Origin of the sequence: Paeniglutamicibacter gangotriensis Lz1y (assembly GCF_000348945.1) — a bacterium.
Classification (GTDB): Bacteria; Actinomycetota; Actinomycetes; order Actinomycetales; family Micrococcaceae; genus Paeniglutamicibacter; species Paeniglutamicibacter gangotriensis.
In genome coordinates this window covers 109,394-135,056 of sequence record NZ_AOCK01000005.1, presented here as the reverse complement: position 1 = coordinate 135,056, position 25,663 = coordinate 109,394, and the positions used below count along the sequence as shown (strand labels likewise).

Annotated in this window: 22 protein-coding genes; 14 read left to right on the top strand and 8 right to left on the bottom strand. The window is 63.4% G+C overall.

All coding sequences use genetic code 11. The features are described from left to right. Position 1: 1 nt before the first annotated feature. A complete protein-coding gene (locus ADIAG_RS09760) occupies positions 2 to 1,261 on the top strand; it encodes an MFS transporter (RefSeq protein WP_007271187.1) in 1,260 nt (419 codons plus the stop codon). A 20-nt stretch (positions 1,262 to 1,281) separates the two neighbouring features. Here ADIAG_RS09760 and ADIAG_RS09755 read toward each other — a convergent pair whose 3' ends face one another. The 3 genes from ADIAG_RS09755 to ADIAG_RS09745 all read right to left on the bottom strand — a co-directional run bounded on the left by ADIAG_RS09755 (position 1,282) and on the right by ADIAG_RS09745 (position 3,986). Beyond that, complete coding sequence (locus tag ADIAG_RS09755; RefSeq protein WP_007271186.1) at positions 1,282 to 1,908, bottom strand: trimeric intracellular cation channel family protein; 627 nt, start codon at positions 1,906 to 1,908, stop codon at positions 1,282 to 1,284. 97 nt (positions 1,909 to 2,005) lie between these two features. After that, positions 2,006 to 2,557: a DUF1697 domain-containing protein gene (locus tag ADIAG_RS20170; RefSeq protein ID WP_051059891.1), complete on the bottom strand. Its 552-nt coding sequence runs from the start codon at positions 2,555 to 2,557 to the stop codon at positions 2,006 to 2,008. Positions 2,558 to 2,678: 121 nt separating this feature from the next. Beyond that, a complete protein-coding gene (locus tag ADIAG_RS09745; RefSeq protein WP_007271184.1) occupies positions 2,679 to 3,986 on the bottom strand; it encodes an Nramp family divalent metal transporter in 1,308 nt (435 codons plus the stop codon). Between the two features lie 407 nt (positions 3,987 to 4,393). Here ADIAG_RS09745 and ADIAG_RS09740 point away from each other — a divergent pair, with 407 nt between their 5' ends. Beyond that, positions 4,394 to 6,355: a S9 family peptidase gene (locus ADIAG_RS09740; protein WP_007271182.1), complete on the top strand. Its 1,962-nt coding sequence runs from the start codon at positions 4,394 to 4,396 to the stop codon at positions 6,353 to 6,355. A 14-nt stretch (positions 6,356 to 6,369) separates the two neighbouring features. After that, positions 6,370 to 7,758, top strand: coding sequence for an NAD(P)/FAD-dependent oxidoreductase (locus ADIAG_RS09735; protein ID WP_007271181.1), 1,389 nt, complete (start codon positions 6,370 to 6,372; stop codon positions 7,756 to 7,758). A 6-nt stretch (positions 7,759 to 7,764) separates the two neighbouring features. On the opposite strand, the gene ADIAG_RS09730 is transcribed toward ADIAG_RS09735, so the two are convergent. Together ADIAG_RS09730 and ADIAG_RS09725 are read right to left on the bottom strand one after the other, a co-directional pair. Next, a complete protein-coding gene (locus tag ADIAG_RS09730) occupies positions 7,765 to 8,103 on the bottom strand; it encodes a winged helix-turn-helix domain-containing protein (protein WP_007271180.1) in 339 nt (112 codons plus the stop codon). Continuing rightward, complete coding sequence (locus tag ADIAG_RS09725; protein WP_007271179.1) at positions 8,100 to 8,537, bottom strand: hypothetical protein; 438 nt, start codon at positions 8,535 to 8,537, stop codon at positions 8,100 to 8,102. The genes ADIAG_RS09730 and ADIAG_RS09725 overlap by 4 nt, the downstream gene beginning before the upstream one ends. A 162-nt stretch (positions 8,538 to 8,699) precedes the next feature. Here ADIAG_RS09725 and ADIAG_RS09720 point away from each other — a divergent pair, with 162 nt between their 5' ends. Next, positions 8,700 to 9,758: a VanZ family protein gene (locus ADIAG_RS09720; RefSeq protein WP_051059890.1), complete on the top strand. Its 1,059-nt coding sequence runs from the start codon at positions 8,700 to 8,702 to the stop codon at positions 9,756 to 9,758. Positions 9,759 to 9,834: 76 nt separating this feature from the next. On the opposite strand, the gene ADIAG_RS09715 is transcribed toward ADIAG_RS09720, so the two are convergent. Further along, positions 9,835 to 11,178, bottom strand: a complete 1,344-nt coding sequence (locus ADIAG_RS09715) for an MFS transporter (protein WP_007271177.1) — start codon at positions 11,176 to 11,178, stop codon at positions 9,835 to 9,837. 117 nt (positions 11,179 to 11,295) lie between these two features. Between ADIAG_RS09715 and ADIAG_RS09710 the strand changes: the two genes are divergently transcribed. Next, the gene (locus ADIAG_RS09710; protein ID WP_007271176.1) at positions 11,296 to 11,775 is read left to right on the top strand and encodes an acyl-CoA thioesterase; all 480 of its coding nucleotides are present in this window, start codon (positions 11,296 to 11,298) and stop codon (positions 11,773 to 11,775) included. An 11-nt stretch (positions 11,776 to 11,786) separates the two neighbouring features. Here the strand turns inward: ADIAG_RS09710 and ADIAG_RS09705 are convergent, their stop codons facing one another. Next, positions 11,787 to 12,803, bottom strand: a complete 1,017-nt coding sequence (locus ADIAG_RS09705) for an AraC family transcriptional regulator (RefSeq protein WP_007271175.1) — start codon at positions 12,801 to 12,803, stop codon at positions 11,787 to 11,789. Positions 12,804 to 12,958: 155 nt separating this feature from the next. On the opposite strand from ADIAG_RS09705, the gene ADIAG_RS09700 reads away from it, so the two are divergent. From ADIAG_RS09700 to ADIAG_RS09660, 9 genes are all read left to right on the top strand, one after another. Beyond that, positions 12,959 to 13,747, top strand: a complete 789-nt coding sequence (locus ADIAG_RS09700; RefSeq protein WP_007271174.1) for an SDR family oxidoreductase — start codon at positions 12,959 to 12,961, stop codon at positions 13,745 to 13,747. A gap of 56 nt (positions 13,748 to 13,803) precedes the next feature. After that, positions 13,804 to 15,039 carry a styrene monooxygenase/indole monooxygenase family protein gene (locus ADIAG_RS09695; protein ID WP_007271173.1) on the top strand — a complete coding sequence of 412 codons (1,236 nt, stop codon included), beginning with the start codon at positions 13,804 to 13,806 and terminating at the stop codon, positions 15,037 to 15,039. A gap of 50 nt (positions 15,040 to 15,089) precedes the next feature. After that, positions 15,090 to 16,823 (top strand): flavin reductase, encoded by a 1,734-nt coding sequence (locus ADIAG_RS09690; protein WP_007271172.1) that lies wholly within the window; start codon positions 15,090 to 15,092, stop codon positions 16,821 to 16,823. A gap of 15 nt (positions 16,824 to 16,838) precedes the next feature. After that, positions 16,839 to 18,461 carry a phytoene desaturase family protein gene (locus ADIAG_RS09685; protein WP_043474351.1) on the top strand — a complete coding sequence of 541 codons (1,623 nt, stop codon included), beginning with the start codon at positions 16,839 to 16,841 and terminating at the stop codon, positions 18,459 to 18,461. A gap of 146 nt (positions 18,462 to 18,607) precedes the next feature. Beyond that, positions 18,608 to 19,381: a cyclase family protein gene (locus ADIAG_RS09680; protein ID WP_007271170.1), complete on the top strand. Its 774-nt coding sequence runs from the start codon at positions 18,608 to 18,610 to the stop codon at positions 19,379 to 19,381. Between the two features lie 132 nt (positions 19,382 to 19,513). Continuing rightward, a complete protein-coding gene (locus ADIAG_RS09675) occupies positions 19,514 to 19,972 on the top strand; it encodes a flavin reductase family protein (protein WP_007271169.1) in 459 nt (152 codons plus the stop codon). A 5-nt stretch (positions 19,973 to 19,977) separates the two neighbouring features. Then, a complete protein-coding gene (locus tag ADIAG_RS09670; RefSeq protein WP_007271168.1) occupies positions 19,978 to 21,111 on the top strand; it encodes an LLM class flavin-dependent oxidoreductase in 1,134 nt (377 codons plus the stop codon). An 88-nt stretch (positions 21,112 to 21,199) separates the two neighbouring features. Further along, complete coding sequence (locus tag ADIAG_RS20165; protein WP_007271167.1) at positions 21,200 to 22,279, top strand: AraC family transcriptional regulator; 1,080 nt, start codon at positions 21,200 to 21,202, stop codon at positions 22,277 to 22,279. Continuing rightward, positions 22,276 to 23,934, top strand: a complete 1,659-nt coding sequence (locus ADIAG_RS09660; protein ID WP_007271166.1) for a thiamine pyrophosphate-binding protein — start codon at positions 22,276 to 22,278, stop codon at positions 23,932 to 23,934. Before ADIAG_RS20165 ends, ADIAG_RS09660 begins: the two co-directional genes overlap by 4 nt. A 45-nt stretch (positions 23,935 to 23,979) precedes the next feature. On the opposite strand, the gene ADIAG_RS09655 is transcribed toward ADIAG_RS09660, so the two are convergent. Continuing rightward, positions 23,980 to 25,257: a Fic family protein gene (locus ADIAG_RS09655; protein WP_007271165.1), complete on the bottom strand. Its 1,278-nt coding sequence runs from the start codon at positions 25,255 to 25,257 to the stop codon at positions 23,980 to 23,982. Positions 25,258 to 25,663 lie beyond the last annotated feature (406 nt).

Here is a 25,663-nt window from a genome sequence, read left to right as displayed (position 1 = left end):
CATGGCACTGACCCCACCACGACAACAGCTGGCCGGACGGATCGGAGCTCTTCTGGGCATCTTCCTTATGGCGCTGTCCCTGCGCGCAGCTGTCGTTTCGGTGCCCCCGCTGCTGGGGAGCATCGGCCCGGAACTGGGCTTCAATTCGTTTTCCACCGGCCTGCTGGCCATGCTCGCCCCCGTGGTATTCGCTGCCTTCGGGCTGCTGACCCCGCGGCTGATCCGCTGGTGGGGATTGGAAAAGGTGCTCATCACCGCGGTGCTGCTGGCGGTCGCCGGGCAGCTGCTGCGCGCCGTGGTGGGAGACGTGAGCAGTTTCCTGCTGCTCTCGGTCATCACCCTGGCCGGGTACGGCATGGGCAACGTGGTGTTGCCGCCGCTGGTGAAGAAGTATTTCCCGGACTACCTGGCGATCGTCACCTCCGGCTACGTCACGATGTTGGCGGTGGGCACCTGGATGGCCCCGCAATTCTCCGTGCCCTTGTCCGATGCCACCGGCGACTGGAGGACCTCCATTGCGGCCTGGGCGCTGCTTTCGGCAGTGGTGCTGGTGCCGTGGGTCATCCAGATCCAGCGGAACCGGAAACACCCGCGCCCTGACACCCCGCTGGTCAACGGCCTGGCCGCGGCGCCTCCGGCGCGCATCAATCCTTGGAAGTCGCCTGTCGCCTGGGGCCTAGCGATCTTCCTGGCCGGAAACTCGGCGCAGACCTACGTGTACTTCACCTGGCTCCCGCCGTACCTCTCCGAGCAGGGGCTGGACACGGCGACCGCCGGCTCGATGCTTGCGCTGTTTGCGATCCTCGGGCTGCCGGTGAGCCTGTTGGTGCCTTTGTGGGTTCCGAAGCTGCGCAACCCGATCGTCGCGGTGCTGGTCTTTACCGCCTTCTGGATCGCCGGGCACCTGGGCATGTACCTCTCGCCGGCCGAAAACACCTTGCTGTGGGTGGTGTTTGCCGGTCTGGGCCAGGGAACCTTCGGGATCGCACTGCTGATGATGAACCTGCGCTCGCGCAGCACCTACGGCTCGGGAGTGCTCGCTGGCTTCAGCCAGGGACTCGGTTATGCGGGCGCGGCGATCGCGCCGTTGCTCTTTGGGATCGTCAAGGACGCCACCGGCGGCTGGAGTGCCTCGTTTGCGATGCTGGGCCTGTGCCTGCTGGTGATGCTCACCGGTGCGGTGATGATCAACGGGCCGCGCAGGATCGAGGACCGGAAGGGCGATGTGGAGACCTTTGGCGAGCTCGAACGCGTGAACTGATCAGCCCCCGGGGCCGGTACTCACTGCAGCTCGGCGTCGTGATGCCAGGGGCCCACGGCCTTGGGCACATGCCAGCGGAACTTCAGTGAGAGCAGACGCAGGGAAAAGACCACCGCGGCGACGACGAGTTCCCAGACCCAGCCATGGACGCCGCTGACCCACATGACGGCCACGAGTCCGGCGCCGAGGATGGCCGGGACAGCATAGATGTCTCGCGGGTCGAAGATCGAAGGGGTCTTGTTCGCGACCACATCGCGCAACAGTCCACCGCCCACCGCGGTGGTCACTCCCAGCAGCGTCGCAGCAAACGGATTCATCCCGCTCTCCAAGGCCTTGATTGTCCCGGAGGTGCAGAACAGGGCGAGTCCCGCGGCGTCAAAGACCAACAGCGGACGCTTAAGCCGTTGCACCCCGGGTGCCATAAAAAAGACCAGCAATGCCGCGAGGATCGGCGGAATGAAATAGAACGGGTTGGCGAAGGCCGTGGGTACCTCGCCCAGAATGACATCGCGCACGACGCCCCCGCCGATGCCGGTCAACCCGGCCAGCAGCAACGAGCCGATGATGTCGAAGCCGCGTCTGGCGGCCAACAGCGCCCCGGAGACGCCAAAGAAGAAAACGCCGAGCAGATCGAAGAGCAGGGGCATGGTCACGGGTGGAGCTCTTCCTCTGGTTGGGGTTCGCACAATCACGAAGCCGACGCAACAGCACATTACGCCATGGGCGCCGGCTCGGGGCGGATGGCTATGCGGAGGCCGCCCGCAGCGCCGCCTCGATCTTTTCGACGGTGTTCATATTCCGGGTGGTCACCAAGAATTTGGAGGCAACCATGGCGAAGTGCCTGGCCAAAGGGGTTCCCAGGCTCTCTCCGCGGTGCACCTCCCAGCAGATGCCGTGATCCAGCACCGCCAGGCGCTCGGCGGCGGTGGGTTCCGGAGCGCTGTCGAAAATGGCGGCGGCGTCAGCCTGGGTGCCGGTGAGCACCAGGTAGCGGTGCCGGGCGATCCCATCTTGAGGCGGCACGAAGGGATACTGCGCAACAAACTTTCCTAGCTGCGCTGCGTCCTGCACGATCACCGGGATCTGCCGTCCGTAGTGTTCGTCAAGTGCTGCTTCGATCCGTTCCTTGATCCGGGCCGGGTCGCTCCCCGTGGCACCCAGCACCACGTTGCCGCTGGCCAAAAAGGTCCGCACGTGGCTGAACCCGGCGTCGTGCAGCAGCGCGGAGAGCTCCTGCATCAGCACCTTGACCCCGCCGACGTTCACACCGCGCAGGAACACCGCGTAGAAATCCATGGGGCCAGTCTGCGCCGTCTGCCGCATAGTTGTCCACGTCGAGGAGGTCCGGAGAGACCTCAGGGCCCGGTGCCACAAGGTGCTTGCGGTGCCGGACCCCGAGGAATATGGACGGTGGGTGCTAACCGCCCCAGAGGGGTGAGACAGCCTTGTAGAGCTGCTGGACACCCAGGGAAATGAACAGTGCCGCAGTGATGGCCAGCAGAATGTTGGTGTGCAGCTTGTTGGCCCACACCTTGGGGATCCGCTTGCCGTTAAGCAGGCCCAGCAGCGTGATGGCCAGGAACGGCATGAACAGCGAGCCGAGTACACCGTAGGCCAGGATCAGGCCGATCGGCTGGTCCAGCAGGAACAGGACCATCGGCGGGAAGGTCAGCCAGATGACGTAGAACTTGAAGTACTTGCCGCCCACGCGGGTGTCCGGGTGCCCGGATTCCTTACCGCGGATGTTGCCCCAGAAGTCGGCAAACATCAGCGAGACCCCGTTCCACACCCCGATGATCGAGGAGAAGGAGGCTGCCCAGAATCCGATGAGGAACCCGGTGCCCACCACGTCGCCGTACTTCTCGTTCAGCACCGTGGTCAGATCCAGCAGGCCGGCGTCGCCGGCGGACAGCGAGACGCCTGCAGCGCGCACGACCTCGGCGCCGACGATCAGCATGGCGATCACGAAGATGCCGGTCAGGACGTAGGCCATGGAGTTGTCGATCCGCATGACCTTCATCCACTTGGGCGTGTACCAGCCCTTTTCTCGCAGCCAGTAGCCGTACGCGGCCAGGGTGATGGTGCCGCCCACACCGCCGGCCAGTGCCAGGGTGTAGACCACGCCGCCGGAGGGGATCATGGGGATCAACCCCTTGAACATCTCGGGGATGTTCGGCACAGCGATGATCGCCAGACCGACGACCGTGACAAACATGATGCCCACCAGTACCGCGGTGATCTTTTCGAAGAAGGAGTAGCGGCCGAACCAGACCATGGCGAAGCCGGCCAGGCCCATGGCCACGGCGAAGACCTTCAAATCGACGGCCGGGAACATGGCCGCCAGCGGCATCGCGGCCGAGGACATCGCGGTGGCGCCGTAGACGAAGCCCCAGATGATGATGTACGGGCCGAAGTACCAGGTGGTCCACTTGCCCAGGGACTTCCAGCCCTCGAAGATGGTCTTGCCGGTGGCCAGGGTGAAGCGCCCGGCGCCCTCGACCAGAATGATCTTCAGGATGACGCCGACGATCACCGCCCAGAGCAGCGCGTAGCCGTAGCGGGAACCGGCCACCAGGGTGGCGACCATGTCGGCGGCGCCGACGCCGGTGGCCGCGACGACCAGGCCGGGGCCGACGATCTTCCATTTGGCGGCCTTGCCGCCGTCGTCGTCGATGCGGTCGGCATGCGATGTCCCGACCGGTGGGACTTTGTCTTCTGTTGGCATCAGCCTGTGGTTCCTAACCGTTGTCGTTGCCGTCGGTGCACGTGATGCCACCTGCGAGTGAAGGGGCATAACCGGCACGGTCCCGCGTATCCTTCGGGCCGGCAGAGTACCCGTTAGATGTTCAGTGGCGGATGGTGTCCGCCGGTGGTGCAGGGGAGGGAGCCGGTCCTGAGAACGCGTCCTTGCGGATCTAGGGTCGACTCACTTCCTGCGAGAGCCTTGTCACACACCAAGATATAGGTGATTGGGCGCACAGCAAGTGTCATGTCCCTATTCCTAACACTTTCTTAAGTCACCGTGAGCAGTCAGGCAGCGGCATGCGGCGAAGCTTTGCGCACCGAAGGCCGCTACGGCGAGCCGTGCCGGGCAAGGCTCGGCAGCGGGCACCCGAAGACTAGGATCGCATCATGAATACGCGTTTGCCCTATGGCTCCTGGCCCTCTCCCATCACCGCCGAGCATGTCGCAGCCGGCACCACCCCGGTGGGCGGAGGTGCCTTCGTCGGGGACGAGCTCTGGTGGCTGGAGGGTCGCCCCGCCGAGGGTGGGCGGATGACGGTGTTGGCCCGGGGAATCGGCCCGGACGCGGAACCGCGCGAACTGGTTGCCGCACCCTTCAACATCCGAAGCCGCGTCAACGAATACGGTGGGGCCTCCTGGGCCGCCGTGGCAACCGACGCCGGACACCGCTTGATATTTGTGAACTTCGCCGACCAGCGCCTCTACGCCGTGGACGCCGAGGGCGGAACCCCGCTGCCGCTGACACCCGAGAGCGCCGGAGCCGAGCAAGATGTGCAACTGCGCTTCGCAGAGATCATCGAAGGCCCCACGCCCGGAGAGGTGCTGGCCATCTGCGAAGACCACCGCACGGACTTGCGCCGCTACATCGCCGCGATCCCGCTGGATGGTTCGGCGGCCAACGACCCCACGGCACTGATCGAAGTCACGGCCTCCTCCCGCTTTGTCGCAGCCCCGCGGCTGAACCCCTCGGCAACCCGGATCAGCTGGATCTCCTGGGAGCACCCGCAAATGCCCTGGGACGGCACCGAGCTGCACGTAGCCGACCTCCACTCACTGCGGGCCACCGAGGACACGGTGCTGGCCGGATCCGCCACCGAGTCGGTGCTGCAGCCGGAATGGCTTGATGAGGACCGGCTGGTCTTCATCTCCGATGCCAGCGGCTGGTGGAACCCCTACCTGCACAACCTGGCCACCGGCACCGGGCGTCAGCTCTGCGAGCGTGCCGAAGAATTCGCCGGCCCCCTGTGGGCCGTGGGGCAGCGCTGGTACCTGGTGATGGATGAGGACACCTTGCTGCTCACCCATGGCACCCATGGCACCTCGCTGGCAACCCTCGATGTGCCCAGCGGGAACCTCCAGCAGCTGGTGCTTCCCTACACCCGGATCTCGCCCTCGGCGCTGGCCGGAAACCAGCTGCTGGCCACCGCCACCTCGCTGGTGGAAGGCGACGGGCTGCGGCTGATCGACCTGGACACCCGCAAGACACAAAACATCTCGCTGTCCTTGGCGCAGCTGCCCGATCCCGAGGCACTGCCCGGGGCAGAAGCCATGGAATTTCCCACGGCCGACGGCTCGAGGGTCTTCGCCCATGTGTACGAGCCCAAACTGGGCCACCAGAAAGCGCCCGCAGGGGAACTGCCCCCCTTTGTGGCCTTCGTCCACGGTGGGCCCACGTCCCAGGCCTTCGCCCAGCTCTCGCTGTCCATCGCCTACTACACTTCCCGCGGCATCGGGGTGGTGGATGTGAACTACGGCGGCTCCACCGGCTTCGGCCGCGCCTACCGTCAACGGCTTAACGGCCAGTGGGGCGTGGTGGATGTGCAGGACACCGTCGCGGTGCTCGAGGGCCTGGTGGCGGCGGGCATGGCGGACCCCCAGCGCCTGGCCATCGAGGGTGGAAGCGCCGGAGGCTGGACCGTGCTGTCCGCGCTGACCACCACCACAACCTTCTCCGCGGGCATCTCCCGCTATGGGGTCTCCGACCTGGTGGGCCTGGTGCGCGACACGCACGACTTCGAATCGCGCTATATGGACTCGCTGGTCGGCCCCTACCCGGCGGCCGCGGAGCTCTACGCCCAGCGTGCGCCGATCAACCACGTGGCGGACATCAGCTGCCCGGTGCTGCTGTTGCAGGGGGACCAGGACAAGGTGGTGCCCCCGGCCCAGTCCCAGGTGGTCGCCGACGCGCTGGCCGCCAACGGCATCCCGCACGCCTACGTGCTCTACGAAGGTGAGCAGCATGGCTTCCGCCGTGCCGAGACCATCATCAACGCGTTGGAAACCTCGCTCGGGTTCTATGCCGCGGTCTTTGGCTTCGAGGCCGATGTCCCGGTGCTGACCCTCAACTAAGGACAAGCCGAACCATGACCACCAACGGAAACGTGTCGTTTTGGTATGCGGCCGATGGGCTGCCGACCCCGCGCCCCGCGCTCGCCGGGGATGCGGAGGTCGATGTGGTCATCGTCGGGGCGGGGTACACCGGGCTGTGGAGCGCCTATTACCTGGCCAAGGCCGATCCCACATTGCGCATCGCGGTGCTCGAATCCCGCTTCGCCGGGTTCGGGGCCTCGGGGCGCAACGGTGGCTGGTTGGCCAACAACATCACCGGTGGACGCGACGGGTACGTCAAGAGCCATGGCCGCGCCCTAGTGGGGGACTTCCAACGGATGCTCAACGACACCATCGACGAGGTCATCAATGTTGCCGCAGCGGAGGGCATCGAGGCGCACATTCACAAGGGCGGGGAACTGCTGGTGGCCCGCAACCAGGCGCAACTGGGCCGGCTCGAGGCGATGGCCGCGGACCAAGCGGCCTGGCCCGAGGATGAAGCGGTGCGACTCTCGGCGGAGCAGACTCGTGCGCGGATCAACGTCGCAGGTGCCCTGGGTTCGATCCACATCCCGCATTGTGCGCGCCTTGATCCGGCGCGGCTGGTGCGCGGTCTAGCCGGCGCGGTGGAGCGCCTCGGTGTGCAGATCTATGAGAATACGCTGGTCACCGAGATCCACCCCGGGGCCAAGGGGGCCAGTGCGTACGCGGTGACCGAACGTGGAATCGTGCGGGCCGGGCACGTGCTGCGGGCCACCGAGGGCTTCACCGCGAATCTGGCCTCGGCGCATCGCGACTGGTTGCCGATGAATTCCTCGATGATCGTGACCACCCCGCTGGGTGAAGACACCTGGGAACAGCTTGGGTGGGAGGGCCTCGAGACCGTAGAAGACTTTGCGCACGCCTACGTGTATGCGCAGCGCACCCACGATGGCCGCATCGCCATCGGCGGCCGCGGGGTGCCTTACCGCTACGGTTCGCGCACCGACATGGATGGAAGTACGCAACCGGCGACCGTCAAGGCATTGACCGAGATCCTGCATTCGATGTTCCCCGCGGCGGACGCGGCACGCATTGATCATGCCTGGTCCGGGGTGCTGGGGGTGCCTCGAGACTGGCGGGCGACGGTGAACTACGACCGGGCCACGGGCCTGGGATTTGCCGGGGGATATGTGGGCACCGGGGTCACCGCGACCAACCTGGCAGGTCGGACACTGGCGGATCTGGTGCTGGGCCGGGTTACCGCTGCCACGGCGATGCCGTGGGTGAACCGCACGGTGCGCCGCTGGGAGCCCGAGCCGCTGCGATGGTTGGCGGTGAAAGGCATGTATGGCCTCTACCACCGGGCCGACGCGCAAGAAGCTGACGGCCGGATGACCACCTCGCCGCTGGCTCGTCTGGCCAATCGGATCTCCGGACGGTAGGGCGACTCAGCTGCCGGAGGCGATGGCCTGCAGCGCGGCCAGGTGCTGGGCCCAGATGTCCCGGCCGGCCTTGGTCAGTGAAAGCCAGGTGCGCGGACGTTTACCGATGTAGCCCTTGCGGATGCGCACGATGCCGGAGGTCTCCAATGCGGAGGCCTGGCGGCTGAGCACCGAATCGCTGACCTGCAGATGGTCGCGGAGCACCGCGAATTCCGTCTCGTCGGTGGCTGCCAGCGCGGCTGTGAGGGAGAACCTCACCGGATGGGCAAGGTCTTCGGCCAATTGGTGGCGCGGGTGCTCCGGCTGAGCCGTTTCCGGAGTGGAGGTAGGTTTGCGCAGACTCATTTGGAGGCCTCGGTCCAGGCTCCGATTACCGTCGCGATCATGATGGCCGCGGCAGTCGCAGCGAAGAACCACAGGTCGTCCAGGAAGAAGTTGAGTCCGATCGCGCAGCCGATGGTCCACAGAACTGCCCAAATGGCCATGAAGATTCCCCAGCGGGTATTGAATCCCTTTTTGGTTGATGTGCCGAAGCGCAGCATGGTGGCCATGAACACGCCTAGCCAGGCGAGCATCCCGACCAGGGGGACCCAGATGAGGGACTCGTTGAATTGGCCGACCAGCCAGAACGAAAGCAACGACAACGATGAGATTGCGCCCATGCCCAGCAGCGTGGTGACGTGTGGCCAGCTGGCGCCGGCGCGGGATGCCGCACCAAGCCGGCCCGCCTCGTTGAGCATGTTCTGCGCCGCTGCGGGCGAAAGGTTGCTGTTGGCCATGGGGTGTCTCCTGAGGGAAAGTAGCGCGGGGTGCGCATGACTCCATTGTACGCAAGTACTTTCCGTTTAAACAAGTACTTTTTGTTTTGGTTCTCCACAAGAGGGCGACGACGTGCCGGAAGGCGCCATTCCCCTAGAATTGGTGGCCTGTCAGACAGAATCATGCTCGGAGTCATCGCCATGGTGATCGGCGTCCTTGCGGCCGTGGCCCTACTCATCCCCTTTATCGCGATCAGCTATCGACGGCGCGGTCACATCAGTGCGCTGTGGCTGCTGGGCTGGATCGCCTTGGCGATCTATGCAATGTCGCTGTGGACTTACACGCTGATGCCGCTGCCGCAGGAGGGCTACCGCTGTGTCGGGATGCAGCTAACTCCCTTTGCCTCGGTGAATGATGCGCGCGGGTTCCCGCATGCCACAGTCGGGCAAATCCTGCGCAATCCTTCGGTCCAGCAGGTCGCGTTCAACCTCATACTGTTCATGCCCCTGGGGTTCCTGCTGCGGGCCATGTTCCGGCGCGAGATTGTGGCAGCGACCTTGACCGGGGCGGCCATCTCGCTATTCATAGAGGTGACCCAAAAAACCGGGGTATGGGGATTGTTCCCGTGCGCCTACCGACTCTTCGACGTAGATGACCTGATGGTCAACACCCTCGGAGCGCTCATCGGTTCTATTGTGGCGCTGGTGTTCGTCCGCCCTCGTACCTCGCGCATCGACCCTGCGCAGCCACGTGCAGTGACGGCCGGCAGGCGCCTACTGGGAATGCTCTGCGACATGCTCTTCCTGGCGCTGTTGGGCTCATTGTTGGCTATGGGCTGGGCAGCCTGGCAGAGGTACATTTTGCACGTCCCCTTTGAAGAGCTCGACCAAAACATCCAGACCATGCTCGCGCTGTGGGTGCCGCTGGCGGTTCAGTTGATCTGGATCATGGCCAGCGGGCAAACCGTCGGTGAAAGCGCCACCTTGTTGCGCGGACGTCCCACGCGGATTCCCGCGGTGCTGGCACGCCCGCTGCGTTTTGTCGCAGGGATCGGTGGCTATGGCATCCTCACCGGACTGGATTTCCCGTTCAGTGGGCTACTGCTCACCGGCTTGGTGATCGTGATCCTGGTGATGGTGTGGAGTAGCCGCAATCACCGCGGGTTCGCTGCCATGGTGGCGGGCATGGAGCTTGAGGATGCTCGTATCCGGGTGCAGGCGCGCGGCCGCATCTCTGCCTGACGCTTCGGACCTCCCGTACCCACCGACCCTCGCACCTTTGTGGTGCGACAGGCGGTGGGTATGGTACTTTGTGGTCCTAGTCCAGCGCGGCCTCGCGCTCGAGGCTCGGCATCGCGGATGGCGATTCGACGACCCGTTTGGGGATCAGTGCCACCGCGATGGCTGCAACCACCCCGACGATGGCGAAGAAAACGAAGTTGAACTCGAAGCTCAGGCCGGTCGAGGCAATCCAGCCGCCAATGATCGGCCCCGAGATCGCTCCAATGCGGGCGAAGGACAAGGCCCATCCCGTGGCCGTGCCACGCTGGGCGGCGGGGTAATAATCGGCGATGTATCCGGTGAGTACCAGTGAGGTGGAGATTGACCCGATACCGGCAAATGCCACAAAGCAGAGGTTGATGAACATAGTGTTCGGGAACATTAGCAACAGGATGCCGCCGGCACCCAAGAGATAGAAAATGACGAGAATGGGTTTTTGTCCGAATTTGTCGGCCAATGATCCGAGTACCAGACCTCCGGCCGCCGAGGCGAGGGAGAAGACCAGCAGGAACGCCAAGGAGGAGCCCAGGTCGTAACCGGCCTTGCGCATGATCTGTGGCAGCCAGGTGTTTAGGCCATAGACCAGCACCATGCCGCAGAAGAGTGAGATCCAAAAGAACACCGTGGATCGCAAGTACTTAGCGGAGAACATTGAGGCCATAACCTCGCGCCAGGGAATGCGTCGGCCGGGGTTCGCCGGTGCCACGGGACGGTAGTCGCGGACATTCAACTTCTTGGCCAAGGTCTTGGCCTCGGCGATCCGGCCCTTGGAGACCAAGTACTCAAGGGATTCGGGAAGCATCCAGGCGACCACCGGGAGGATCAACACGGGCAAGGTGCCCACGGCTACCACCCAGCGCCAGCCCAAAACGGGAAGCAGCGCCATTGCGACCAGGGCTGCAGCGACGATGCCCAGTGAGTAACCCGAGTACATGATCCCGTAGTTAAGCGAACGCTTCCGGGGAGCCGAGTACTCAATGGTCAGTGCCGCAGCGACGGGGATGATGCCGCCCATGCCCAAACCGCCGAGGAAGCGGAAGGCGCCGAACACTTCCGGGGTCGGGGCCAGTGCCGCACCGGCCTGTGTGATCGTGAAGATCACCATGGAGAGCAGCAGCATCTTGCGCCTGCCGATGATGTCGCTGAGAGTTCCGATGAACAATGCACCAAAGAGCATGCCGACCAAGGCATAGGCCCCGAGCCCGCCCAGCTCCATCGGCGTCAACGACCACTCCTTGTATTCCGATAGGGCCGGGAGGACCGCTCCGAGGACTCCGACGTCGTAGCCCTCGGCCAGGATGGCCAGCCAGCAAGCGAAGAGGACCATGGAGGTGGTGCGTTTGGGGATCTTCCAGTCGCTGCTGGTTGGTGTTGCCGCCATGCTGAGAGCTCCTTGTGGGTAAAGGTTTCGCGAAATGATGGTGGTGGAACAACGAACGCTTGTATTATGGCGTTAAAGTGACGTACGTTACAAGACCTGAATGGAGATTGGTTGACGATGAACGAAAACTCGAAAGATGAGGCCACTGGATCGATGCCCCAGGTTTCCGCCGCGGTGAAGGAGTTCCTGGCTTCCGGACTGGCCGGAAGCGCACTTGAACGCCATATCGAATGGGTCGACACCGATGCCGCAGGACACCAGCACAACTCCGTGGTCATGCGGTTTGTGGAGGCCGCCGAAGCCAAACTCTTCCGGGAAATGGGCGTTGATGAGTACTTCGGCAGCGCACCGCGGGTGCGCCATGAAATCGACTATCGCGCGAAACTCTACTTCGGGCAGGCAGTCACCACAGCCGTGGTGGTGGAACGCCTCGGAACCAGCTCGATGAACTTCGCCTTCAAGGTGTGGGGGCACCCCCACGGGAACCGCGGCTGGGCGTTGGCGGCCGAGGGACGCTTCATTACGGTTTGCGTGCCCAAAGGCAGCGAGAAATCTGCGCCCTGGCCGGAAGCTCTTCGCGCGGCCCTGGAGAACTAGCAGACGAAGGGTTACCTGGAGGAGCCGCGCAGGGTCTGCGAGGGCGGGAAGCCGAAGTGCCTACGGTAGGACTGCGCGAAACGGCCCAGGTGCCCGAATCCGCAGCGCTCGGCAATGCTTGTCACACTATCGGTGCGCGGATCGGCATCGGTGAGCAAAGCGTGGGCGTGGACCAGGCGCGCCTCGCGCAGCATCTGCGACGGGGTGGAGCCCAGTTCCTTGGCTAGCGCGACTTGAAGGGTGCGAATCGATACGCCCAGCGCCTCGGCCAGGTCGCCAACGCTGAGGTCCTCTTCGCTGTGGATTTCCAGGAGGTCGGTGAATGCCATGACCAGTGGGGAGCTCCTGGTTTCTTCCACCGGGGCCTCCCATTGGGCCAGGGCCGCGGAAAAGTTGGATTTCGCCGCCATGAGCCAACGTGCCAGCACCAACTCTTCGTGCAGGCGCCGGGCGTAAGGGGTTTGTGCGGCGCCCTGGGTGTTGACCACGTCGTGATATTCAAAGACTGCGCGCATGAACGACTGGCCCTCCGGGGTGTCGATGTTCATGCTCTTCGCCAGTTTCAGCGGAGCCTCCAATTTTGCCCCGTAGAGGGCCGAGGCTGCATTGTTAAGCAGCTCGCGCGGGGCCGTGACAATCAATTGCGGCGTTCCCGCCTGCCAGGTCATGGAGAAGTCATCGTCTATCGGGGGAATCGAAGCCACGGTGGGCGTCGATTCGACCACTGATCCCGAACTGTGCAGCTGGGCGCTGCCGGCGAGCGGAACCTGGACCATGAAGAACGTTTCCAATGCGCCGGGGGATATGCGCACCGCCGTTCCATAGTCCAGCAGGTGCACCCCGAAACCCGTGCCGGTCGAGCGCAGGTTCAGCTTCACCGTGCCGCGGCTCGAAAGTGGCCGGAGTGTGTGCGGGCAAAAGAGCTGGCTGATGCGTTCCTGTGCTTCGATCGGGTCCGGGGTTTGCAGTGTCGGCAAAGCGTCAAGCACGCGGATGGCTGAAGGAATGGCGTGCTGCTGGCTCAGCATGCAGAGTTCTCCTTCGCATGTGCAGTGCTTTTGCTTTGCGCGCATCGGATGCAATGTGCGCAAAACGGATAGTGGAGACGTGGTCCCGGCACGTAGGTTTTTCTCAGGCCACTAATTATGACACAGGTCACACATCGTCTGTCGGGAGGAAAGCCATGAATTCGCTGCAGGATCGCGTCGTATTGCTCACAGGAGGAGCCACCAAGGTCGGCGCCGGGGTTGCCGGATCGCTCATCGAGTCGGGAGCCCGCGTCATCGTGGTAGACATCGATGAAGTCGGCGGGGCCGAGCTGCAGGTGCAGCATCCCGAGGTTGAATTCCATGTGCTGGACATTACCGACGACGCTGCCCTTGAAACCCTCATGGCTGGCATCGAGGCGACCCACGGGCGGCTCGACGGGTTGGTGAACCTGGCCTGCAGCTACCTCGATGACGGCATCGAATCGAACAGGGCCGACTGGCTCAGCGCGCTGAACATCAACGTGGTCTCCGCCGTGATGCTTGCCCGCTTGGCACGCCCGATGCTTGCGGCGTCCGGACACGGGTCGATCGTCAACTTCACCTCGATTTCCAGCGGCATCTCGCAGACCGGTCGCTGGCTCTACCCCGCCAGCAAGGCAACACTCGTGCAGGTCACCCGTTCCATGGCCGCGGACCTTGCGGCCGAGGGCATCCGGGTGAACTCGGTCAGCCCGGGCTGGACCTGGTCCAAGATCATGGACACGCTCACCGGCGGCGACCTGGCCAAGACCGATGCCGTGGCGGCCCCGTTCCACCTCCTTGGCCGGGTCGGGCGCCCCCAAGAAGTAGGCAACGTCGTGGCCTTCCTGCTGTCCGACCAAACCTCATTTGTCACTGGCGCCGACTGGGCCGTCGATGGCGGATACTCGGCGCTCGGACCGGAGCGCAATGAGCCGGCCATCCCGCTGTTGGCAGCAAACTAGTCGTCCTGCGCAACACACTCCCACACACCGTTTAGCGAGAGCAAGGAACCAAGACCATGGCACCACGCACCATCACCATCGTTGGAGCAGGACAATCCGGACTTCAGCTCGGCATCGGACTGATCGACGCCGGCTACGACGTCGCACTGATCTCCAACCGCACCCCGGAACAAATTCGCACCGGCTCCATAGCTTCCAGCCAGTGTATGTTCGACGCGGCCCTGGGGCACGAACGCAACCTGGGTCTTGACCTGTGGCCCGACGCCCCGCGGGTTGAGGGCATATCCTTCGCTGTCGCCCCGCCGGAAGCACCGGGCGTCAAGGCCATCAGCTGGGCTCACCGGCTCGATGCGCCGGCCCAATCCATCGACCAGCGGGTCAAGTTTCCCGCACTCATGGGAATCTTCGAGGCCCGCGGAGGAACACTGGTCTTCGAGGACGCTGGTGTCGAGGACCTCGAACGCTACGCCGAGACCAGCGAACTGGTGCTCGTTGCTGCCGGCAAGGGCGAGATTGCCCAGCTCTTCGAACGCGATGCCGAGCGGAGCCAGTACGCCGCACCCCAGCGGGCCCTCGCCTTGACCTACGTGACCGGCATGAAGCCGCGCGAGGAATTCTCGGCCGTGAACTTCAACGTGATCCCGGGTGTCGGGGAGTACTTCGTCTTCCCTGCGCTCACGGTCACCGGCCCCTGCGAGATCATGGTGTTCGAGGGGCTGCCGGGTTCCGACATAGATTCATGGAAGGGGCTGAGCCCACAGGAGCACCTGGAAAATTCGCTGCGCATCCTGCGCACCTATCTGCCATGGGAAGCGGAACGCTGTGCCGATGTCCAGCTCACCGACCGCAACGGCGTGCTTCAGGGACGTTTCCCGCCGACCGTGCGCCACCCGCTGGCCACCCTGCCCTCCGGCAAGACCGTGCTGGGCATGGCCGACGTGGTGGTGCTCAACGACCCGATCACCGGGCAGGGCTCCAACAATGCCTCCAAGTGTGCAGCAGCCTACCTGGCCGGAATTCTCGAACGGGGCGAAAACGCCTTCGACGATGCCTTCAAGCAGGGCCTATTCGAAAGCTACTGGGAAGACGCGCAACACGTGGCCGCCTGGACCAATGCAATGCTCGCGCCACCCACGCCGCACGCGATGACGCTGCTGGGCGCGGCACAGGAAAACGACCAAATCGCCAAACGCTTTGCCAACGGGTTTGACTTCCCGCCGGACTTCGCCCAGTGGTTTCTCGACGAACAGGCGGCAGAGGCCTATCTCGGATCCTTCAACACGGTGCACTAGCGCCAGCACGCCCTCCCCTCCACATACTTCCCACACCACTGGAGTTTTCAATGCGTACGATCGCCATCGTTGGGGCCGGAGAATCCGGTGCCCAGCTTGCCCTCGCCCTGCAGCGCTCGGGGCACAACGTCACACTGTTCTCCGACCGCCCGGCCCAACAGATCCGCACCGGCTCGATCACCTCGAGCCAATGCGTCTTCTCCTCCTCGCTGCGGGTCCAGCAACCGCTGGAAATTCCGCTGGCTACCACCCATGAAATGGGTATCACCGGGCTGCACCTGAACATCGCGGCGGGGCCGGACCGGGAGGAAATCGATTGGCAAGGCACACTTGACCGCCCGGCGCTGTCGGTTGACCAACGCGTGAAATGCGCGCACTGGATCGAAACCTTCATTGGCCGCGGGGGCGACTTCCGCATCGAGAAGCTCTCCGTGCGCAGGCTCGAAGAGCTCACCGCGCTCTACGAACTCGTGGTGGTGGGCACCGGCAAGGGCCAACTGGGCCAGATATTCGCCACCGACCGCGCCAAGTCGCCCTTCGACCGTGCGCAGCGCGCGGTTGCCGTCACCTATGTGAAGCCGGCGCAGGGCACCGAGGACCGCGAGGACGCCACGAAGATCAGGATGAACATGGTGCCCGGCGTCGGAGAGTTCTTCACCTTCCCCGGCATGAGCATCCACGGTCCCTGCCAGATGATGGTTTTCGAGGGTGTCCCCGGCGGGCCCATGGATTGCTGGGACACCGTGTCCAGCCCCGAGGAACACCTGGCGATGACCCTGGACATCCTGCGCCGGCATTTCCCTCACGAATACCCGCGCTTCGAGACTTCAACCCTGAATGACCCCGGAGCGGGCTTGCGTGGCCGCATCAACCCAGTGGTCCGTTCGGCCGTGGGCACGCTGCCGAGCGGCCGGACCATCATGGGCTTGGGTGATGCGATCATGCTCAACGATTCACTCACCGGCCAGGGTTCGAACAACGCAACGCTTGCCGCCGACCACTATGCCCGTGCCATAGAAGCCCGGGGCGAAAAGGACTTCGACTCCGCGTGGATGGAGCACACTTTCGATGAATTCTGGCGCGGCTGGGGACAATTCTCCACGGTGTGGACCAACTCCATGCTGCGAGAGCGCAAACCCTGGCAGCTGGAGGTGCTCGCCAAGGCGCAAGACCACGAGTCCCTGGCCACCGCGCTGACCAATGGATTCGACGACCCGCGCACCCTTTTCCCGTGGTGGTTCGAACCGGAGGAAGCCCAAGCGTTCGTCGAACGCGCCGTGGCCGAGGAAAGCGCAACCTTCGACATGCGCGACTTCCGCTCCACGCTGGGCCAATTCGCCACCGGCGTCACCGTCGTGACAACCCGCACCCCACAGGGGACCAAGGCGGGCATGACCGCGAACTCGTTCACGTCGGTGTCGATGGATCCGCCGTTGGTGCTCTGGTGCCCCAGCAAGTTCGCCCCGTCGTTGGATGACTTCGAATCCTCAACGCACTTTGCCATCAACGTGCTTGAATCCTCTCAGCATGTGCTTTCGCGCCAATTCGCAACCCCTGCCGACGACAAATTCGCGGGCGTCGACTGCTCGGAGGGAATCGCCGGGGTTCCGCTGCTGGAGGGCGCCGTGGCCACGTTTCAGTGCCGTACCGTGGCCAGGCACGAGGCCGGCGACCACGTCATCTACGTGGGCGAGGTGGAAAAGTACTCCAAAACCTCCGGGGATCCATTGGTGTTCCACGCCGGGGCCTACCACCGCACCGCCCTGCACCCTGATTTCAGTTAAGACCGTGACCTAGAGATGAGTGAGAACATGGAAACCGACTATGTGGTGATTGGCTCGGGTATCAACTCCCTGGTCGCGGCGGCCGAACTGGCGCGCAGCGGGGCAAGCGTGGTGCTGCTCGAGGAACATGACAAGCTCGGCGGTTTCATCGATTCCGGCGAACTGACGGTGCCCGGGTTCATCCACGACACGTTCTCCTCCTGGCATCCACTGTTCATTGCGGGTGCCGCCTATGCGGAGCTGGGCCGGGAATTGCATGTGCGGGGATTACGCTACAGAAACACCGAGGATGCTGGCATCCCATGGGTGTGCGCCAGCATCGGCACCGACGCGGCCGGCGCCACCACCACGGTGCTGGCGACCCGGGACCCGGAAGCCACGGCAAGCGCCTTCGAACACCGCTCCGACCGCGAAGCCTATGCACGCCTGCTAATGGATTTCGGGGACCAAGCCCCGGTCGTCTTCGGGGCACTGGGCGGCGAAATGAACCTGCCAAGCGCCGCGAGGCTTGGCTTCAAGATGGTGCGCATGGGCCTGTCGAAGGCGCAGCAACTGGTACGCCAAGGCCTGATGAGCGGGCGGAATCTGACTCGCGGCAGCTTCACCGGAAACGAGGTCGACCAGTTGTGGGCGCCCTGGCTTCTGCATGCGGGGATCGGCCCCGAACAGGCCAGCGGCGGAGTCATGCTTCCCGTGATGTCGGCGAGTATACATCAATTCGGCTTGCCCGTGGTGCAGGGCGGGGCCGCGCGGTTCGTTGCGGCCTTTGAATCACTGCTCACCGACCACGCCGTGGTGATCCGCAAAGGCACCCGCGCCGAGGGCGTGGTTGTCACCGGCGGCAGGGCAAGGGCCGTGCGGACCGCAAATGAAACCATCACTGCACGCAAGGGCGTGCTGGCCTCCGTCTCGGTGCCGCAGCTCTACACCGAATTGCTCGAGGCACCCGTGGTTCCGGAACAAACCCGGAGGGAGGTCCGCGCCCACCGGCCCGGCCGCGCAGCCATGCAAATACACGTCGCGCTTTCGGGCCCCGTGCCGTGGAGCGACGAACGGCTGGCCCAAACCCCGCTGGTCCACATCTCTACGGGTTCAAATTCAACTGCCATCGCCTGCGCACAGGCCGAGGCCGGGCTGCTTCCGGCAAACCCGACCATCGTGGTGGGCCAGCAATGCGTGCTCGATCCCTCGCGCGCACCGGAGGGCCAAGCAACCCTGTGGCTCCAACTGCAGGAGCTTCCTTTCGAACCCGACGGCGACGCCGCGGGGGAACTCGACACCAGTGCGGGGTGGGACGAAAAACTCACCGAAGCATTCATCCAGCGCGTGCTGTCCACCATTGAGCAGTATGCACCGGGACTTGGCGAACTGGCGCTGGGCACCAAGGCGTTCAGCCCGCAGCAGCTCAGCCAGGCAAACCGGAATGCCGTGGCCGGCGACCCGTACGGCGGGGCTGCCGAGTTGTATCAAAATCTCTTGTGGCGCCCGCTTCCGAGGCTGGGCAAGGGGCGCTCGCCGGTGAAGGGCCTTTGGCACATCGGCGCGGCAACGCATCCGGGACCCGGCCTGGGCGGAGGTTCCGGGCACCTGGTGGCCCAGCAATTGATCCGCGCGGGTAAACGTTCCAAACGCCTATGATCCGCAATGTGAGAAGGGGGTTCTGTTAGCCCCGACGCGCTGGTAGGTTGTTCATAAGTCGCATGTCCGTGACGATCGTCACAATATTTCGACAGTCAAGACCGGTGGACGCGTAGGCGCCCTCCATCCCAAACACTGGAGTTCCGATGAGTCCCGTACAACAAGTCCTTGCGTCGCTGGCCACCGGTGCCGTTGAAATCCACGACCTGACGGCCCCGCTGTCCGCAGAGACCCCGACGTTGGTGCTGCCCGAGCCGTTCTCGAACCTGATCGACTTCAGCATCGACGAGGTCTCCGCATACAACGAGACCGGCCCGTTCTGGAAGCACCACAACATCCACACCGGCGAGCACATCGGCACGCACATCGACGCCCCCATCCACTGGATTTCCGGTCGTGAGGGCAAGGACGTCTCCCAGCTGGATCCGGCTCGCCTGGTGGGACCGGCCGTGGTGCTGGACTTCAGTGCCGAGTCCGCGGCGGACCCTGACTTTCTCATCGACGTGGAGCACTTGGTTGCGTGGCAGGAAGAAAACGGTGACTTCCCGACGAACGCCTGGTTGCTCTTCCGGACCGGCTGGGACAAGTTCGGACACGACAAGCAGGCCTTCCTGAACTTGGACGAAAACGGCTCCCACACCCCGGGCTTCACCGCCGAGTGTGCCAAGTGGATCGCCGAGGAGCTGGAGATCTCCGGCATCGGCGTGGAAACCGTGGGCATCGACGCCGGCAACGCCGCCGTGCTGAACCCGCCGTTCCCGATGCACTACCACCTGTTGGGAGCCGACAAGTATGGGATTACCTCGCTGAAGAACCTCGACAAGCTGCCCACCCACGGAGCCTTGATCGTGGTGGCCCCGCTGCCGATCGTCGGCGGGACCGGTGCGCCGACCCGTGTGCTGGCCATGGTCCAGAAATAGTTCAGCTCCGGTACGCAGCGCAAAGCGGACAACGGTCATCCGGAAACGGATAGATCCGCGTCACAGTCGCTGACAGCATGGATGCAACAGCGCAATTGCGTTGGGAAATCTGTCGTTGCTAGGGATGCCAATATGAGTCTTTCTTCCACTGACGGGGGCCGGACCACCACGGTCCGGCCCGAGGAATTGCGAGCGGGCATGCAGGCCTGGAAAACAGGGACAACCATCGTGACCGCCACTGGCGCACACGGCCAACCCGTCGGCCTGGTGTGCAACTCCTTCAACTCCGTTTCGCTGGATCCGCCGCTCGTTTCCTGGTGCGTGGACCGCAAGTCTTCATCCATCGAATCGTGGAGCACCACCGAGGCCTTCTCGGTCCACATTCTCGACGAAGGCCAACAGGAATGGATCACGCGGTTCGCGCAGCGAGGCGCGGAGAAATTCCGCGGTCTGGAAGCACCCCTGACGTCGGTGGGAAGTCCCGCATTGGTACTGGCAGGAACGCGCATGGATTGTGTATTGGTCAAGCGTTATGACGGTGGAGACCACCTCATCATGCTTGGCGAAGTGCACGCCATTGAGAACAGGTGACCACCATGACCACCGAAACAGAACAGGACAAAATCGTGACTCGTCAGATTCTTGATGGCAAGGATTTCAAGCTCGGGCTCTTCTCTTCGAACTGCTCGGGTGGCCTAGCGGTAACCAAGATCGAAGAACGCTGGGGTGCCACCTGGGGTGAAAATCTGCGAATGGCACAGCTTGCGGACAAGATCGGCATCGATTTCCTGCTGCCCATTGCCCGGTGGATTGGCTACAAGGGCGACACCAACTTCCACGGAAGCGTGCTCGACCCGATCGTCTGGGCCGCTGCTATTCTGAGCAGCACGGAGCGAATCAGCGTTTTTTCGACGGTCCACACCGCGTTCAACCACCCGATGGTGACGGCCAAGCAGATGGCCACCCTGGATCAGCTCGGCGGCGGCTCGCGAGCCGGCCTAAACATCGTTGCAGGCTGGAACCAGCCCGAATATGAAGCCATGGGCGCGCTGTTGGACCACGAACACGACGCACGCTACGAATTCGCACAGGAATGGTGCAATGTGGTGCTCAAGGCCTGGGAAGAGCCCGGCATCTTCGATGTTGAAAACAAGCACTTCAAGCTGCGTGGCGCCGAGTCCGAGCCGAAGCCGCACGGCAATCGGGTGCCGATCCTCAATGCCGGTTCCTCGGGACAGGGCCGAGCCTACGCGGCACGGAACTCTGACTTCGTGTTCACGATCGTGCCCGACGCCGAAACCGGCGCGCAGATCGTCTCCACCGTGAAGGCACAGGCCCGCGAGCACTTCAACAGGGAAGTCGGGGTGTTCACGCTGGGACACGTCGTCTGCCGCCCCACCCGGGCCGAAGCCGAGGAATACCTCGAGTACTACGCCCGGGAGAATGCCGACTGGGGTGCCGTGGACTACCTGATGACGCTCCAGGGCATGCATGCCCAGTCCTTCACCCCGGAAATGCTCGCCACCATGCGCGACCGTTTTGCATCCGGCCACGGCTCGTTGCCGCTGGTCGGCACACCCGACGACGTCGCGGACCAGATTGTGGCACTGCACAAGGCAGGTTTCGACGGCATGACGCTGGCGTTCGTCGACTATGTGGGCGAACTGGAGTATTTCGGCCAGGAAGTCTTGCCGCGGCTGGAAGCACGCGGCATCCGGTTGCCGCGCTAGGAAAATCGGCGGGTTTGCCTTTCAACGGACGAGCCCGCCGCCCAGCACGACAAGCACCAGCAAGAAAGCACATGTGAGGAGAGCGTCGTTGAGCTCGTTGAAGGTAGTGGCGCCGGAACGCCCCGAGCAAGAACAGCTTCTCGGGAAGCACCCCGTGGCATCGAGCACCGATCCCGCGGTGATCCGCCACGCCGTCAACGAGCTCACCCACGACGAGCACTTGGTGAAGCTGCACAAAGGACATCAGCTGCAGGGTCGCGTGCACGGAACCCAACTGGGACCCATCGCCTTTGTCGACGTCCGCTACGGTGCCGGGGTGACCATCAAGTCCCCGCCCTCCGGGGAACGGATCCTGGTGGTCATTCCACAGGGCCCGATGTTCGTCGAATCCTCCTCCCGCCAATGGATGGCAAGCACCCCGTTCGCACTGAGCTCCACCGAACACACGCTGATGGTCCCCGACCCGGAGCGCGGCGCGCTGATTGGGGCACTTGATGCATCCGTGGCGGGCCAGAGGTTTTCCACCATCAGCGGCCGCCAATTGCAGCGCCACATCCACCTGGATTCCGAACGCCCCCTGCAGCTTGCCGCCCCCGAGCTCTTTGCGAGCACCTGGATCGAAAGCTGCCGAATCATCGACCAAAACGATGCAGCCAGTCTGCCGGGTGCCGCGGAAGCGCTGCTGAGCACGCTCTTTTCCACGTTGCTTCTGGGCCTGGGTCCGCACTTGAAGTGCTTTGAACCGCGCCGCGAAATCGGTCCCGTGCGTCCCGCCTACCTGGACGCGGCCCTGGATTTCATCAAGGAACACCACCCCCAGATCAGCGGGATCGGCTCGGTCGCCGATGCGGTCAGAATCAGCCCGCGTCAACTCCAGACGGTGTTCATGCAGCATGTTGACATGAGCCCGGCCCAGTATCTGCGCGAGGTCCGCCTGCTCGCTGCCCGGGACCTGCTCAGTGCGGGGAACCCCGAGGCCAGGCCAAGCGTGAGTTCCGTGGCGGCACGAGTCGGCTTTGAACATCTTGGCCGGTTTTCCGCCTACTACACCAAGCGTTTTGGCGAGCCGCCATCGCGCACGCTGGCCTGCCACCAAGCGAGCCTTCGCGCACCGACGACCGCAATCACACCACCAGCCACATCCCAGCTACAAAGGAAGCATTCATGAACGTTGCACAACTTGTCGGAAAAACCCTGGCCGAGCTGGGGGTAGGACATTGCTTCGGGGTGGTGGGCTCGGGAAACTTCACGCTCACCAATGCGCTGATCGAGCACGGTGTGCCCTACACCGCGACCCGGCACGAGGGTGGGGCCGCGACCATGGCCGATGCCTTCGCCCGCTCCAGCGACCAAGTCGCACTGGTCTCGGTGCATCAAGGCTGCGGGCTGACTAACGCGGCTACCGGAATTGGGGAGGCGGCCAAATCCCGCACCCCGATGATCGTGCTGGCCGCCGAGGCTGCGCCATCTGCGGTGTATTCGAACTTTGCCATGGACCAGGACGGCTTCGCCGCCTCCGTTTACGCGATCCCCGAGCGAGTTCACGGTGCTGAAACCGCTGTCGCCGACACCGTGCGTGCCTACAAGCGGGCGGTCAATGACCGGCGGACCGTGGTGCTGAGTCTTCCACTGAATGTCCAAGCCCAAGAAGTTAGTGAGGAGCAGGCCCGCACACCGGTGGTGTTTGACACCCTGGAGCCGATCAGGGCCTCGCGAGCGTCGGTGGCAGCACTGGCTGAGCAGTTGGAACGGGCCGAACGCCCGGTGTTTGTGGCAGGGCGTGGAGGACGCGGCGCTAGGGACGAGATCCTGGCTCTGGCAAAGCATACCGGCGCACTGGTGGCGACCTCCGCGGTGGCCAAGGGGTTGTTCAACGAGGACGAATTCAACCTCGGGATTTCCGGAGGGTTCTCCTCGCCGCTGGCCGCCGAACTGATTACCGGGGCGGATGTGATCGTTTCCTTTGGGTGTGCGTTGAACATGTGGACGATGCGGCACGGTCACTTGATCGGTACAGGCACCACAGTGGTGCAGATCGATCTAGAAGACCAGGCGCTGGGTGCCAATCGGCCCATCGATCTCGGGCTGGTGGGGGACTCTGCGCAGTGTGCCGCGGACGTTCTTGAATCTCTGCTCGACCGAAACGTTCAGGCCCGCGAGGGCTACCGCAGCACCGAGGTCGCCGCGCGTATCAAGGAATCGATCGACTGGAACCAGGTCGAATTTGAGGACCTCTCCGATGCCCGGCGCATCGATCCACGGGCCCTGACCAAGCGGCTTGACGAGCTTTTGCCGCTCGAGCGGATCGTGAGTGTGGATTCGGGGAATTTCATGGGCTATCCCAGCCAGTTCCTCTCGGTGCCCGACGAATTCGGGTTCTGCTTCACCCAGGCATTTCAGTCCATCGGGTTGGGATTATCGACGGCCATCGGTGCGGCGCTGGCCCAACCGGGGAGGATGCCGGTGCTGGGCACCGGGGATGGCGGCTTCCACATGGCCATCGCCGAGCTGGACACCGCTGTGCGCCTTTCTCTGCCGTTGGTATGCATCGTTTACAACGACGCTGCATATTCGGCGGAGGTCCACCACTTCGGGGCCGATGACGCAGATGCTGACATGAGTTCGGTGCAGTTCCCCGACACGGACTTCGCAGCGATCGGGCGCGGTTTCGGTGCCGAGGGGATCACCGTGCGGAGCTTGGCTGATTTGGACGCCGTGCAAACGTGGTTGGATTCAAACCCTGCCAAGCCTCTGGTGATCGACGCGAAGATCGCCTCGGACTCAGGATCCTGGTGGCTCGCGGAGGCGTTCAAGGGGCACTGAGTATTTGCCAGCGGGAGTCGCGCGCCCGTTGCCGACAACTCACGTCTAGACGGTGCCCGACTGCTGCCGGCGCCCTGCACGTTCTGCGAAGGCGTCTAAAGCGGTCAGCATTTCGGGGGCGCGCCAGAATCTGCCCCGCTTGTATTTGTCGACACCGATGACGATTCCATTTTCAGCCAACAGATCCATAGCTCGCTTGGACCTGAGGTAGTCGAGTCCTAGCTCTTTTTCCAGGACCGCGGCGTTGACGACTGGACGACTTTCCAGCAGATCGAGCACTTTCCAGACGGCAGCGTCCTTGCGAGCCTTGATTGTGGTCGTCCAGGAATCTGCAATGGAAGTGACGTCCTCGGCAAGCTGTGTGCCGTTCTTGATGGCCCGTAACGAGGCTTCCGAGCAGAGCGTGACAATCGGCTCGGGGTTTCCGTCGCGGTACGCGTCAAGAGAGCGGTGGTAGGAGCTGATGTTCGCAAGCAGTCCGGCCGAAACCGGCGTTGATACATTGCGAGCAACGCCGTGCCGCTTGAGCATCGAGTGGATCAACGCCCTCCCTGTTCGGCCGTTTCCATCGGTGAAGGGGTGGATGGTCTCAAACTGGGCGTGGGCGATCGCAGCCTGAACCATAGGGGGCACATCAACTCTTCGGGCGTAGACCGTCAGATCCTCCATCAAAGCGGGGACTCTGTCGTGATTGGGAGGAATGAAGTCCGCACCGATGGGGCTGCTTGAACTAGTTCCAATCCAGACTTGTTCCTGCCGCCATGAACCAGCGGTGGCTTCGTCTCTCGTGCCCTCCATCAGGGCCTTATGCATATCGAGAATGCTTCCAGTGTCAAGACTCTCGGAGGCCGCAAGAGCCGATTCCATTGCCCGAACGTTTCGCACCACGAGTGTGGCGTTCAGCTTATCTTCGACGCCAAGTTCGGCCTCGCCCAGGCTACGGGCGTTGGCAGTCAAGTTTTCGATTTGGGACGAGGCAACGGACTCGGACCGGAGCATGATCGTTGCAAACGGGCCGACTCTGGCACCATATTTTTCATCAAAGCGACTGATCTCGCGGCTCGCTTCTTCGGCGAGAGACGCAACTGCAGACGAAGGTGTGTAGTCAACATTTGCGATGCGCGGAGGGACGAAGGCTTTGTAATTCTGGCCCCGCATTCCGGACACGAATCTGAGGTCGTGAAAATCTCCGGCTCCACCATTCCAGGTCACTTCTTCAAACTCAGCTTCTGGCCATGAATTGCTGGACGCAAGCGAGATGTCGACCTCGTCCTTATGGACGTGCCCGAATTTCCCATCTACATGGAGCGGTTGCTGAGTCATCCTGGTCTCGTTATCTGTAAGAGTTCTCACCGCATTCTATCACTTATGCATCTATCTGATAGAAGTTCTGGCTATGACTATCACTTCTTGAGCTGAACGACCTGTTAGATAAGATCATGACTCCTATCACTTGCAGGGCTATCTGATAGAAAGCGTCCCGACGACTATCACTTACGGACACGGTCCTCGGACCCCGCGGCCACGGCCGCAGCATCCTCCGGATTGGACTCATACTTTCCCACGCCCGGCTGCGGCCACCGTGGCCACCGTGGCCGCGATCGCCTCCATCGCTTCCAGCACGGCCCCGTACTTCCGAACACCCGCAGCCGATGCCCAGGATCCGGGCTAAGGGTGGGCTGATCGTTCCGAACGTGTAAAACGTGCGCCAAGGGGAATGCCCTAGGGT